This is a genomic window from Bradyrhizobium sp. SYSU BS000235 (genome assembly GCF_049747295.1).
GTDB lineage: Bacteria > Pseudomonadota > Alphaproteobacteria > Rhizobiales > Xanthobacteraceae > Afipia.
In genome coordinates, this window is sequence record NZ_JBMHJM010000001.1 from 4,834,453 (window position 1) to 4,847,041 (window position 12,589).

Annotated in this window: 15 protein-coding genes; 11 read left to right on the top strand and 4 right to left on the bottom strand. The window is 60.2% G+C overall.

Annotated elements, in window-relative coordinates; genetic code table 11:
• Positions 1–852, top strand: coding sequence for a YdcF family protein (locus tag ACP0KA_RS22765; RefSeq protein WP_424630982.1), 852 nt, complete (start codon positions 1–3; stop codon positions 850–852).
• A gap of 6 nt (positions 853–858) precedes the next feature.
• Here ACP0KA_RS22765 and ACP0KA_RS22770 read toward each other — a convergent pair whose 3' ends face one another.
• Positions 859–1,146, bottom strand: coding sequence for a DUF3253 domain-containing protein (locus tag ACP0KA_RS22770; protein ID WP_424630983.1), 288 nt, complete (start codon positions 1,144–1,146; stop codon positions 859–861).
• Between the two features lie 50 nt (positions 1,147–1,196).
• Positions 1,197–1,877: a DUF599 domain-containing protein gene (locus ACP0KA_RS22775; RefSeq protein WP_424630984.1), complete on the bottom strand. Its 681-nt coding sequence runs from the start codon at positions 1,875–1,877 to the stop codon at positions 1,197–1,199.
• 122 nt (positions 1,878–1,999) lie between these two features.
• Between ACP0KA_RS22775 and ACP0KA_RS22780 the strand changes: the two genes are divergently transcribed.
• The 5 genes from ACP0KA_RS22780 to ACP0KA_RS22800 all read left to right on the top strand — a co-directional run bounded on the left by ACP0KA_RS22780 (position 2,000) and on the right by ACP0KA_RS22800 (position 5,488).
• Positions 2,000–2,656: a glutathione S-transferase family protein gene (locus tag ACP0KA_RS22780; RefSeq protein ID WP_424630985.1), complete on the top strand. Its 657-nt coding sequence runs from the start codon at positions 2,000–2,002 to the stop codon at positions 2,654–2,656.
• A 92-nt stretch (positions 2,657–2,748) separates the two neighbouring features.
• Entirely contained in the window at positions 2,749–3,117 is a 369-nt protein-coding gene (locus ACP0KA_RS22785) for a YidB family protein (RefSeq protein ID WP_424630986.1), read from the top strand.
• Positions 3,118–3,544: 427 nt separating this feature from the next.
• Positions 3,545–3,736, top strand: coding sequence for a hypothetical protein (locus ACP0KA_RS22790; protein WP_424630987.1), 192 nt, complete (start codon positions 3,545–3,547; stop codon positions 3,734–3,736).
• A 220-nt stretch (positions 3,737–3,956) separates the two neighbouring features.
• Positions 3,957–5,003, top strand: coding sequence for a hypothetical protein (locus ACP0KA_RS22795; protein WP_424630988.1), 1,047 nt, complete (start codon positions 3,957–3,959; stop codon positions 5,001–5,003).
• A 47-nt stretch (positions 5,004–5,050) separates the two neighbouring features.
• Entirely contained in the window at positions 5,051–5,488 is a 438-nt protein-coding gene (locus tag ACP0KA_RS22800; RefSeq protein ID WP_424630989.1) for a DUF1489 family protein, read from the top strand.
• 5 nt (positions 5,489–5,493) lie between these two features.
• On the opposite strand, the gene panC is transcribed toward ACP0KA_RS22800, so the two are convergent.
• The gene (gene panC / locus ACP0KA_RS22805) at positions 5,494–6,348 is read right to left on the bottom strand and encodes a pantoate--beta-alanine ligase (protein ID WP_424630990.1); all 855 of its coding nucleotides are present in this window, start codon (positions 6,346–6,348) and stop codon (positions 5,494–5,496) included.
• A gap of 194 nt (positions 6,349–6,542) precedes the next feature.
• Here panC and ACP0KA_RS22810 point away from each other — a divergent pair, with 194 nt between their 5' ends.
• From ACP0KA_RS22810 to ACP0KA_RS22820, 3 genes are all read left to right on the top strand, one after another.
• Positions 6,543–7,463, top strand: coding sequence for a division plane positioning ATPase MipZ (locus ACP0KA_RS22810; RefSeq protein WP_424630991.1), 921 nt, complete (start codon positions 6,543–6,545; stop codon positions 7,461–7,463).
• A 362-nt stretch (positions 7,464–7,825) separates the two neighbouring features.
• Positions 7,826–8,674: an alpha/beta fold hydrolase gene (locus tag ACP0KA_RS22815; protein WP_424630992.1), complete on the top strand. Its 849-nt coding sequence runs from the start codon at positions 7,826–7,828 to the stop codon at positions 8,672–8,674.
• A gap of 202 nt (positions 8,675–8,876) precedes the next feature.
• Positions 8,877–9,056, top strand: a complete 180-nt coding sequence (locus ACP0KA_RS22820) for a hypothetical protein (protein ID WP_424631720.1) — start codon at positions 8,877–8,879, stop codon at positions 9,054–9,056.
• 11 nt (positions 9,057–9,067) lie between these two features.
• Here ACP0KA_RS22820 and ACP0KA_RS22825 read toward each other — a convergent pair whose 3' ends face one another.
• Positions 9,068–10,369: a hemolysin family protein gene (locus tag ACP0KA_RS22825; protein ID WP_424630993.1), complete on the bottom strand. Its 1,302-nt coding sequence runs from the start codon at positions 10,367–10,369 to the stop codon at positions 9,068–9,070.
• A gap of 172 nt (positions 10,370–10,541) precedes the next feature.
• Here ACP0KA_RS22825 and ACP0KA_RS22830 point away from each other — a divergent pair, with 172 nt between their 5' ends.
• Positions 10,542–11,279: a VWA domain-containing protein gene (locus ACP0KA_RS22830; RefSeq protein ID WP_424630994.1), complete on the top strand. Its 738-nt coding sequence runs from the start codon at positions 10,542–10,544 to the stop codon at positions 11,277–11,279.
• A gap of 150 nt (positions 11,280–11,429) precedes the next feature.
• Positions 11,430–12,164, top strand: a complete 735-nt coding sequence (locus ACP0KA_RS22835) for a DnaJ domain-containing protein (protein ID WP_424630995.1) — start codon at positions 11,430–11,432, stop codon at positions 12,162–12,164.
• The last annotated feature ends 425 nt before the right edge of the window (positions 12,165–12,589 follow it).

Below are 12,589 nucleotides of genomic sequence, written 5' to 3' on the forward strand. Positions count from 1 at the left end.
ATGATCTTTGTTCTCTCCAAGGTTGTGAATTTCTTCGCGTTACCATCGAACGCACTCATCATGATGTGCGTGCTTGGTCTCGTGCTGTTGGTCCTGACGCCATTGCGGCGAACAGCGACGTGGCTTCTCGGTGTCGGTCTCGGCTTGTATCTGGTGTTCGGACTGTCGCCGGCATCGAACTTCCTGGTGCTGCCGTTGACGGAAAGGTTTCCGGCCTGGAAGCCGGATGGCCGTGCGCCCGATGGCATCATCGTGCTCGGCGGCGCCATCAATGCCGAAGCGACCGTCTATCGCGGTTCACTTGAATTGGATCAATCCGGCGAGCGCATCATCGAAATGCTCAAACTGGCACGGCAATATCCGTCAGCGCGCATTGTCTTCACCGGCGGAAGCGGAAATTTGATCGCGCGTCTTGTGCCTGAAGCGCCCATCGTCGGGCAACTGCTTGAAGATTTTGGGGTCGCGAAGGACCGCATCATTCTGGAGAGCAAATCCCGCACGACGGCCGAGAATGCGGAATTCACCAAGCAACTGGTGTCGCCAAAGCCAGGCGAGCGCTGGCTGCTCATCACATCTGCGTTTCATATGCCTCGGTCGATCGGATCGTTCCGCAAAGTCGGCTTCGACGTCGAAGCCTATCCCGTCGACTGGCGCTCCCAGGGATGGGAAGACGCGTTCGATCCGTTCGATAAAATGAGCGCTGGTCTTTCCCGTGCCGACACCGCGATTCACGAGTGGACCGGGCTGATCGGCTATTGGCTGGCGGGGCTCACAAGCGAACTGTTTCCCGGCCCGCGTCAGCCGAGCGCGTGCAAGGGTGCGAAAACGGCTGAAGCTTGTAAGCGCGATTGACGAAGATCAATCGTGCCGTGGAAGTCCGAGACGATACACGCCGCGAAAATCCGTCGGGTCCACTGGCTTTCCTTTGCGATAGATCACAAGGCGTCCCGCCTGGGCGAGAGCGACGGCTGTACTGCGGATCGGGACCAGCAGGTCGTGCCAGTCGCCATCGGTCGCGATGGCATTGGCTATTTCCGGTGCGCTGAGAGTCTTGACGTCGGGGCGTGCCAGCACTTCCAGAATGGCGTCATCGAGTGACTTGGTCGCGGGGGATCTGGTGGATGAATTCGAATCGGAGCTGTTCATCGCAATGCCATGGCGCATTCACGACGGCGCGGCAAGGAAACTTCGGTTATCTACCCCGCCATCGCCCGATAAGAATCGGAATCGAACTGTCTGCGCCAGATCACAGTGACCACCGCCAGCGTCGTTGCGAACAGCACCCACGGGCTGATGAACCAGCCGAGATAACCGAGCGCAAAGAAAAAGGCGCGCTGACCACGATTGAAGTGACGGCCTGCCGACTGGAACAGCCGCGTCGTGCGCAGCACATGCGCCTGCGCTTCCGGGGTGTCTTTTCGCTCCGAGGGCGGTGTCGCGCCAAGCAGGATCGCGACGTAGTTGAACAGGCGATACGCCCAGGCGAACTTGAAAAAAGCGTAGACGAAAATCACGATCAGCCCGACCGATTTCACCTCCCATAACTCCGGGGAATTGCGGATGCCGAGCGGCAGGGTCGACAGGACCGACATTGCGGCATCGGTAGATCTCAGCAGGGTCAAGCCGCCGCCGATCGCAAGCAAACTCGTGGAGGCAAAGAACGCGGTGCCGTTCTGCAGCGAACCCATGATCTGCGTGTCGATGATCCGGACTTCGCGGTCTAGCATCCGCCGCATCCAGACCTCGCGATAGATATTCATGCGCGCGTTGAGGCTGTTGCGGCCGTGGGGCAGGCGTTCGAGGGTGATTGCGTAAAACGCCCAGGCAAGGACGAAGAAACCGATTGCGAAGATGTCGGGCAGGGTGAACAGAGTCACGAGAGAAGTCCTTGCGACGTGCTTTGCCGTTGATGCTGCCACGGCGTGATCGGCGCGGCAACGCCGGTTGCACGAGCGCGGCGTGCCATGTCAACATGTTCCTGCAAACGGAGTTTTGATCGATGGCGTTGACGCTGGTAATCGGCAACAAGAATTATTCATCATGGTCGATGCGGCCATGGATGGCGTTGAAAGCTTTCGGGATTCCGTTCAACGAAATCGTGATCCCGCTTTATACCGGCGACGCCGACAAGCGGCGTATCCTGGGCTTTACGCAGTCCGGCAAGGTGCCCGCGCTGATCGACGGCGAGATTACTGTCTGGGACTCGCTTGCGATCATTGAATACCTCGCCGAACGGTTTCCCGATGCGCATATCTGGCCGCAGGATCGCGCCAGCCGTGCGCATGCGCGGTCGATCTCGGCGGAAATGCACTCCGGCTTCATGGCGCTGCGCAATGAATGCGGCATGAACCTTCATCGGCCGGTCGGCGCGAAGCGGCTTTCGGACGAGGCCAAAGCCAATATCACGCGTATCCAGCAGATCTGGACGGACTGCCGTCAACGTCATGCGGGCGAGGGGCCATATCTTTTCGGTGCTTTCAGCGGCGCCGACGCGATGTATGCGCCGGTGGTCCATCGCTTCCAGATCTACGCGATCGAGGTGACGCCTCCGGTCCGCGAATACATGGACACCATGCAGGCCAACACGGCTTTCAAGGAGTGGACAGAGGCGGGCCTCGCCGAAACGCTTCTCATTGAACGGTTCGAGGTCGAATAATCTCGCGGAAATTTGCTTGGCCGTTCGCTTGACCGGCGAACGTGAAGCGGCAATGGCTCCAACGATATCGAATTTGGATCTGGGGACTGCACATGGGAATTTTCGATACGTTGACCAGCGTGATGGCTTCGAAGGCGGCCGGCGCGATCGAGGCCGCTGTCATTCCGGTTGTTCTGAGCGAAGTGCTCGGCAATGGCGGGGGGCAGGGCGGATTGTCCGCGATCGTCGCCAAGCTCGAGCAGGCCGGCCTCGGCGAGCAGGTCAAATCGTGGATCGGCACGGGGCAGAACCTTCCGATCAGCGCGCAGCAATTGCAGCAGGTCCTCGGCAGCGACGTGGTCAAGCAACTGGCGGGCCGCTTCGGCATTCCAGCGGACCAGCTCTCGACAGTCCTCGCTCAGGTTCTGCCGAACGCGGTGGACCACGCGAGCCCGTCCGGTACGCTTCCGCATACCGCCTAGTGGGTGGTTCAGAAGCTAACGTCGTTTTCGCCGCGCATCCTTCAAGCGAACTTCTGAACCGAGAACCACGGAGCTGCGGTGCTCATTCGAATCCGAAGTTCGCTTCGAGGTGCATTGCAGCACGAGGCAAATTTCGGATTTGGGACACGACGGCGGTCGCTTCCCAAGTCTCTGACTTTGCTTGCAGAACGCCGGGAACCCGGATTATGCGGGTTGCGCGCGGCTGGACCCTGCTTTGCCCCTCATGCAGGTCGCAAAATCGGACTTATCATGTTGTAAAATAAGAATATTTTCAGTTGGTGTGCGGTGCGATTTGTCTGGCCAAAAGCCGATCTTGCGTGCTATACGCCTGCCGGGCGTTCAAACGGGCCACTGCCGGGTCAACGGCAGGCCACCAAATGCGCGTATCGCGTGATGGAGCACGGTGTTGAAGCACAAATTCGGCGTTGGAGAGACTGTTTATTTCACGGCAAGCAATGTGGCGCGGCCAGCTGCAAGCGGTATGTATGAGGTCATTCGCCTCCTGCCCACGGATGGCGATGATTGCCAGTACCGGATCAAAAGCTCGACTGAAGCTTTCGAGCGCGTTGCCAAAGAAAGTCAGCTCGCTCAGACGTAAGGCCTCTGGTGTCCCGAATCCAAAGTCCGCCTGACCGTGTAGCGCGCTCTGTAGCGGGCTTTGGATTCGAGAGGACACCAGTAGATCTATGATTCTGGTGTGGTTTAGGTTCAGAAGTTCGCTGGAAGGACTCGCTGGAAAAACCAGGCGAACTTCTGAACCACCACACTAGCACGTGTAGCGCAGAGCGTGGTCTGGTTCGTCTCGAGGGATACCGCACATGAACCAGGCATTGCCTTCATCAATTGACCAGTTGTGGCATTCGCCGACCCTGCCGATGTGGCTGACGGTCGCGGCGGCCGGCTTCTTTGCGATTGTCCTTCTGGTGACGCTGTTCCGTGCTGAGCGATCAGTCGCGAACGGAGCGCTGACCGTCATCACATTGCTGGCGATCGGTATTGCCGTTGCGACCATGATGCGCGCCTCAGGCGATGGGGCCGCGCGACAGGCCGCAGGAATTGGGTCAGCGCTTCACTCGGCCGCGGCGCTGCCCGCGTTGTCGTGCCTTGATGGTCTGGCCGGGGAGAGCGTCGAGAACGCCTGCGAGAGGGCGTTGTTTGCGTCTGCCGATGCCGCCGCCGCCGCGGTGTCCTATACAGCCGCCCAAGTGACGAGGCTTGCAAGCTTTGGAAATGTCGCGGCCGCCGACAAGGTCATGACCCCTGAATTGAACGCGCTTCGGCGCACGATCGAACGCGACCGTTACGGCCTTGTCGCCCATGTGCTCACCACACGCGACGGCTGCAGCCTCTCGGCGCCGTGTCCCTTCTTTCAATCGCTGACCAATTCGGCCCAGATCTCCTCGAATATGACCGAGGACCTGTACGACGGGACCGTTGATCGGCACGCCGCCGCATGGGCTGCCGCGCCGGTTGTCGCCGGGACTGCTAACGCGCAAGGCGCGCCTCTGGCTGCGCTGGGAACCGTACCGCCGCCGGGACGGCCTGTCTCGGGAGACTTCCCGAGTGCCGCATCCATTCCGCCGGTCAGCATCATGAGCCCCGAGCCTTCCGGGCAGGGCTCGCAATCTGCGCCGCGTTCAGCGGAGAAATCGGAAAAATCAGCGGAGAAAGAAAAGGTCGAGACCATTGTCTCAACGCCCGCGCGGCCTTCACCCGGTGCAACCTTGATCCCGCCACCAGCGCCTGCTGCCGCGAAGCCACCGCCGGCTGCCAAGAAGCCCGCACCGCCGAAATCGCGTGCACAAGCACCAGCACAGACCCCGGTGCAGCTTGCGCCGCCGGCCGCGCAGAGCGAAGATAACTAACCCTCCATTTCTCTGAGATGCGTGATGCGTCTCTGTGATCGTCAGATATGTCACTTCACCTCATCAAGCTCAGCGTCGGTGCGACGTCCGTCAAGGATTTGAAGGACTGGATCGCCGAGCGCGTTCGTCAGGCCAAGGCAAAGGGACAGCCGGGGCGCCATATCCACGTCACGCGGATGACGCCGAAGCGCGAAGAGGAACTGCTCGACGGCGGATCGATCTACTGGGTGATCAAAGGTGAAATCGCCGCGCGCGAGAAACTCGTCGGCATCGAGCCTTTCCGTGACAGTGAGGGCATCGGACGGTGCCGCCTGATCATGGAGCCGAAGTTGATCGCGGTGTCGCCGCGGCCGATGCGCCCGTTCCAGGGCTGGCGCTATCTGAACGCGAAAGATGCACCGCCGGACCTTGGCAAAGCTGCCGAAGGCGTGGCGGCCATGCCGGAGCCGATGCGACGTGAACTGCGCGAGCTCGGTCTTCTTTAGGTTGCTCAGCCTTTGACGTTGTCGATCAGGCGGGTGGTGCCGAGTTTGGCCGCCACCAGCAAGCGGACGGGACCGTCATCCATCGTTGAAATCGGCGCCAGCGTTTCCGCGTGCCGCGCTTCAAGATAGTCGACCTCGGCGAAGCCGGCCTCCTTGATCGCGGTCACACCGTCCGCCAAAGCGATCTTGAAGTCGTCGCCCGCCTGCAGTCGCTTCGACGTCATCTTGAGCGTGCGGAAGAGCACCGGCGCGATGCGGCGCTCCTCCGGCGACAGGTAGACGTTACGCGAGGCCATCGCGAGGCCATCGCGTTCTCGGATGATCGCGCCGCCCACGATCCTGACGCCGAGGTCGAGATCGCGCGCCATGCGCGTGACCACTTTGAGCTGCTGAAAGTCCTTCTCGCCGAAGAACGCCATATCCGGCCGCACCTGTGTGAACAGCTTCGCCACGACGGTTGCGACCCCGCCGAAGAAATGGGGGCGGAAGCGGTCTTCCAGTCCAGCAAGGGCCGGACCTTCGGGAGCAACCCTGGTGGCGAAGCCCTCCGGGTACATCGTCTTCGCGTCGGGATTCCAGACGAGATCGACACCTTCCGCGGCGAGCTTGGCGATGTCCTCTTTCCACGTCCGCGGGTAGGAGCCGAGGTCCTCATGCGCCGCAAACTGCGTCGGGTTCACGAAAATCGAAACCACGACCTTCTTGGCGCGTCGCTTAGCCAGGCGCACCAGCGACACATGGCCGTCATGGAGAGCTCCCATGGTTGGGACAAGGCCGACCGTGGCGTTGCGCTTGCCGAGTTCAGTTCGGGCGCGGTGAAGGGATGAGAGCGTACGGGCAATGATGGGGGCGTGGGGCATTCGTGTCGCGCGATGTCCGGGCAATTGATCGTTAAGTGAGCGCCGACCTTAACAAAGGTCGCAGCAAGAGGCCATCTGCATCGCGTTCGCAAACACGCCATACGCGTCGGCCAGTTCACGATGAGCCAAATCGATCGAAGCATTTTGCTTGATTCTTTTTGAGTCTGACTGGAAGTATTGCGCGGGGGACGTTGATGCTGCTGCAGGCAACTCAGGGACGATCAGGTTCGGCGCATGTCGTTGTTCTTGGCAACGAGAAGGGCGGCTCGGGCAAATCCACCACCGCGCTTCACATCGCCGTGGCTCTCCTGAAGGCTGGACAGCGCGTCGCGACGATCGATCTCGATTCCCGGCAGAAAAGCTTCACCCGCTACATCGACAACCGGCGCGCCTGGGCCAAACGGACCGGCATCGACCTTGAACTGCCGCATCACTGTTGCGTCGCTTTGGGCGACAGCATGAAGATCGACGACAACGAGGTGTCCGAATTCGGACAATTCTCGGCGGCCATCAGCGCGGTCGAGAAAACCTGCGACTTCATCGTCATCGATACCCCGGGGACCGACAATTATCTCATGCGGTTGGCTCATTCGATGGCCGACACGCTAGTGACCCCGCTGAACGATAGCTTCCTCGATTTCGACGTACTGGGAACAGTGGACCCGACGACGTATTCGGTGATCGGCGAAAGCCACTACGCCACGATGGTGAGAGCGGCCCGCAAGCAGCGCCGCGACCTCGACGGCGTTACCACCGACTGGATCGTGGTGCGAAATCGGCTGTCGATGCTGGGCTCGCGCAACAAGCAACTGATCGCGGAGGGGCTCGATCAGTTGTCGTTTCGTCTCGGCTTCCGTCCCATCGACGGATTTGCCGAGCGGGTGGTTTACCGTGAGTTCTTTCCACGGGGACTGACAGCCCTCGACGACCTCAACGCGGCGACCCTGGGAGCCCGTCCCAATATGTCGCATGTCACTGCCCGTGAGGAGGTGACGGCCTTGTTGCGCCACCTGAAGTTGCCCATCGATGAGCGGGGGCGCCGACGGGCGGCGAACCGGGCCGAATGGTTCGCCCAGACCGACCAGCCGCTCGAGATGCACGATCTGATCGCATAAAGCGTTTTCGAGCGAAAACGCGTCAAAACAGGAATTCCACGCTTCGGCTCTAAGCCGAAGCTATGGGCATCAAAAAGCCTACCTAAAAGGCACACGCGAAAAAGTTCCGACTGGAACCGGCGATTTTTCATCAAAAACCGCGGACCTTTCGCCATTTGGCAAGGTTGTTCGTAAGTCTAAAATTGGCACGGTTGCTGCATTGCACCTAATACAATGGTGTTAGGGCAACATTGCCTCGATTTTAGGTGCTTTTGTCACGGGGATGTTACGAACTATATGGACAAGAGCGACGGATTCTAAAACACTCTCTGGGGCGCGGTCGGGTTCCTTCCAGCCGAGCCCTAAACCCCGGTGGGGACGATATGAAGCGTGGATTGATCATTCTGCTCGGCTTGTTTGCGGTGGCGACTGTCGCCTATTTCACCGCGAGCAAATGGGCTATTCGCCACGAAACCATCAGCTTCTTTGATGAGACCCGTCAACGTCCGGTCGACGTCGCGATTGCTGTTCGCCGCGACAAGGAAATGAAAGCCGACGCCGGAATGGGCGTGTTGCCGGTCGCCATCATCAATCACGGTAATACCGTCAAGTTTACTGAATACTCGTTCCTCGCCAACGTGCTTGCGGCGCGTGGTTACCTCGCGATCAGCATCCAGCACGATCTCGCGTCCGATGCACCGCTGGTGACGAAGGTGGGCGAACTCTATGTCGGCCGTCTGCCGGTGTATGAGCGTGGCGTGCAGAACATCGAGTTCACCATCGCGAAGATGAAGAAGATCCAGCCGAACGCGGATTACGATCATCTGACGATGGTCGGCCATTCCAATGGCGGCGACATCGCTATGTACTTCGCCAAGCTGCATCCGGAGAACGTGAAGAAGGTTGTCACGCTCGACAATCTGCGCGTGCCGTTCCTCACCGAAGGCAAGTTCAAGATCCTGTCGTTTCGATCGAAGGACCCTGTGTTCAAGGCCGACCCGGGCGTGGTCCCGAATGACGATATCTGCGAGCAGACCGGTATCACCGTGGTCAACACCGGCTTCCAGCACGTGGACATGAGCGATCGTGGTCCTGAAAACGTGAAGGAATCGATCCAGCAGACGCTCGACAAATTCCTCGCGGATGACAGTAAGCTTTCGCCGGTCGATACCCGCAAGATCAGCGTGCCGAAGCCGGGCCCTGTTGCGCAGGTCGCTCCCCCAGTCAATTAGTACCGCGGTCAATCAATTAAGAACCTCGTAGCATCTGCAGCGGCCCGTCTTTCCGAGACGGGCCCTTTTTCAAGCAGCTCTCTTAACGTTTCTGACGAGCACGTGAATTCGCGGAATTTGTCCTGTTACGTGCTTGATCCCGCCACATTCCATTGCTGCCATATCTCCCGCGACTACGGACATCGTATTTGTGAGGTGAGTGATGACCAGCTTCTCTTCTCCGTCTCCCAATCTCGTCCCTTCGATGGAAGATCAAGCGAGGCTCGCGATCAGCGACGATGAATGCATGGTGCGATTGGCGCGCGCGGTGGAACAGCACGACGATCGCAGGCTTCAGGAAGTTGCGCAGCTGATCGGCAGGCTGGCCATTACGATTGAATAGCGCGGATCCGGCTAAGCTGCACGTCGCGGCGACTTGATCCTGCTTGCCAACAACTTATCGATCCGGCGGCCGTCGAGGTCGACGACCTCGATGCGCCAGCCGTTATAGTCGAAGCTGTCGCCCACGTTGGGGATCGATCCGAAGTGCTGGAGCGTGAAGCCGGCAAGCGTGTGGTAGCCCCGCGAGGCGGGAATTGGAATTGACAGCAGGTCGCCGAATTCGTCGACCGGCATCCATCCTGACAACAGATACGATCCATCCTGCCGCCGCACCGCCGCCTGTTCCGCGGGGCCTTCCTCGGTGTGGAAGCTTCCTACGATGGATTCCATGATATCCGCCGTCGTCACAACGCCTTCAAAGCTTCCATACTCGTCATGGACCAGGCCCATGTGCACAGGTGAGCCTTTCAGAATTGTCAGCACGTCGCGCGCGTCCGCGGACATCGGAATGACCGGCGCCTCGCGAAGCAGGCTTTTGATGTCGGGGTCGCCGCCGGCCAGATAAGCGTCGAGCAGGTCCTTGGCCTGGATGATGCCGAGCGGGCGGTCGAGATCTTCTTCATAAACCGGAAGCCGCGAATGCGGGTTCTTCCGGAATGTCTCGCGTATGACCTCCGGCGGATCGGTGAGATCGATCATGTTGACTTCATGCCGTGGCGTCATCACCGCGCCGACAGGTCGATCGCCGAGGCGCAACACGCCGGCAATCATTTCCTTTTCGCCGGGCTCCAGAACGCCTGCGTTTTCTGCTTCGGCAATCAGGCTGCGGATTTCGTCCTCGGAGACCTTGTCGTTGGTGTCGCCATGTTGGCCAAGCAGGGCTAGCAACGCCTTGCCGGAGAGATCAAGCAACCAGACGACCGGCGACGAGATCTTCGCCATCAGGGTCATGGCCGGTGCAACGCGCACCGCAATCGCTTCCGGATCCCGTAGGGCAATTTGTTTCGGCACCAACTCGCCGATGATCAACGATCCATAGGTGATGGCGGTCACCACCAGACCGACGCCAATGGCATCGGCAAAGCCCGGCGAGACGCCAAGATCGAGCAGCCACTGAGTGAGGCGCTGGCCGAGCGTTGCTCCCGAGACCGCGCCCGACAAAACGCCGATCAGCGTAATGCCGACCTGAACGGTGGAGAGAAACTTGCCGGGATCGGAGGCCAATGCCAGCGCACGGCGGGAGCCAGTGACTTTTTTCTCGACCAGGACTGCCAGCCGCGCGGGGCGGGAGGAGACAATTGCCAATTCGGACATTGCCAAGAGGCCATTGATGACGATCAGGACAATGACCGTCGCAAGTTCGAAGGCTAACATGGCGTTGTCGTTCAACTCCGGGAACCGTTGTAAGACTAAATATATAGGCAGAAAGCACGAGATGGCATGGGCAAAGGGCTGAAATTGGCGAATTTGCCCTGATATCGCCCAGCTTCCCTTGCTGTCCCATCCGGCAATTCCCCACATGTATTGTGGTTCTAAGAGAGTTTCGATGACGCGCGACCCGACCATTCCGAAATCCGACGTCGGCCCGGCAGCCGCGACGCCGACCCAGGTCACGTCTTCCGCGTCCGACATCGCGGCGTTCGTCGCAAAGGCGCGGTCGGTGGCGCACACGCAGGCTCAGACCGGTAGGCTGATTTTCGCCCTCGATGCCACCATGAGCCGGCAGCCGACGTGGGATATGGCCTGCCAGCTGCAGGCGGACATGTTTCGCGAAGCCGGCCGGGTCGGTGGGCTTCATGTGCGGTTGGTCTATTTTCGCGGACTGAGTGAATGCCGCGCCAGCCCCTGGATATCCGACACCGCCCAGCTTGCCAGGATGATGGGCAAGATCCAATGCCAGGGAGGGCATACCCAACTGGGCCGCGTGCTGTCCGATGCAAGGCGCGAAGCGGTAGCCTCCGGCGTGCGGGCCGTCGTATTCGTGGGCGACGCGATGGAAGAACAGCTCGACGCTTTATGCGCCACGGCGGGGGAGCTTGGTCTGCTCAAGGTGCCATGTTTCATGTTTCAGGAGGGCCACGATCCGGCAGCGGAGACGGCTTTCCGTGAGATCGCGCGGCTGACTGGCGGCGCGTGGTGCCGTTTCGATATGGGCTCCGCGGCGCAGCTGCGGGAACTGCTGAGAGCCGCGGCCGCTTATGCCTCCGGCGGCCGGGATGCCCTGATGAGGCTCGCCAAAAATACATCCGGGGCGGCCATGCTGCTTGGGCAGATGAAGGCCTAGTGTCTCGAATCAAAAGTTCACCTGATCGGGCAGCGCGAGCCGGACGCGGCAAAAATTCGCAGATACCGACGCTTATCAAACCGCGCTAATGTGGTTGTTCAGAAGTTTGCCATCGGAAACGATGGTTCAATTTGAGAATGACCTGACCCCATGCCGACCCTGATCGCAGGTATTGTCGCTGTCGTACTGCTCTATACGGCCCTCAACGTCATCAAGGGTGCCGATCCCAAATGGCTGGCCAAGATCGTGAGGAGCGGTGGAGGCGTGCTTGCGCTTGCGGCTGCCGCATTCGTGGGAGCGAAGGGCGAACTCGCTGTCGCGATCCCGCTCGCCATTTTCGGCGCAGGTTTGCTGGGCTGGTCGCCGTTTGGTGCGCAGCTCGGTTCTGCCTGGGGCAATTACGGCCCGGCGGCGTGGAAGTCACAAGGGCAGAAATCCCAGGTACGATCCCAGTTTATAGAGATGACGCTCGACCACGACACCGGAGCGCTTCACGGGCGCATTATTGCCGGACCCGAAGCGGGGCGTGTACTGGACGAGTTCACGCTCGAAGAACTGATCACGCTGGCGAGGAGCTTCGACGGGGAGAGTTGGTCCCTTTTGGAAGGTTATCTGGACCGCCGGTTTCCCGCTTGGCGTGAGAACACGCAGGGCGCAGGGGCAGGCGGGCGTGGAAGCGAGGATCGCCGCGCGGCGCCGGGCGGCAAAATGACGGCGGACGAGGCTTATCAGATCCTTGGCCTGAAGCCCGGAGCGGGGCGCGAGGAGATCAGCCGCGCGCACCGAGGGCTGATGAAGAAACTTCATCCCGACCAAGGGGGCTCGACGTATCTCGCCGCCCGCGTGAACGAGGCCAAGGACACTCTTCTTCGCAATCATCGCTGACTCCAGCACGCAACACCATCACGCCACTCACTGCGAGCAGCCGATCCGCCTCTGTGCTGAAGTCCCCCTGTGGACGCCCGCCGTTGTCCGGCGTGATCAGTTCCACGATTAAGTTTTTAGAGACCAAATCTTGAAAAATGGTTTTCATGGCGATGCCGAAACGGCGTCCTTGGCGGCGAATGGGCCGCACGAGGCTCAATATCCGTCAGCCGTGCTGTCGTTATCGTGGTAGGCGGGTAGCGCTGCCTGTTCTGCGTGTCCTCGCTTGCACCTCAACTCCCTCACCATCGCGAGGTGGCTTCGGCTCTTGACCTCGATTCGATGCGGGAGCGGCCGCCGCGATAGAGCCGTTCAGCGCGCTTGGAGGCGGGGCCTTGGTCCAGTCGTGGTCACGGTCATCACCTGAGTCACCAAGCGCGTGATGC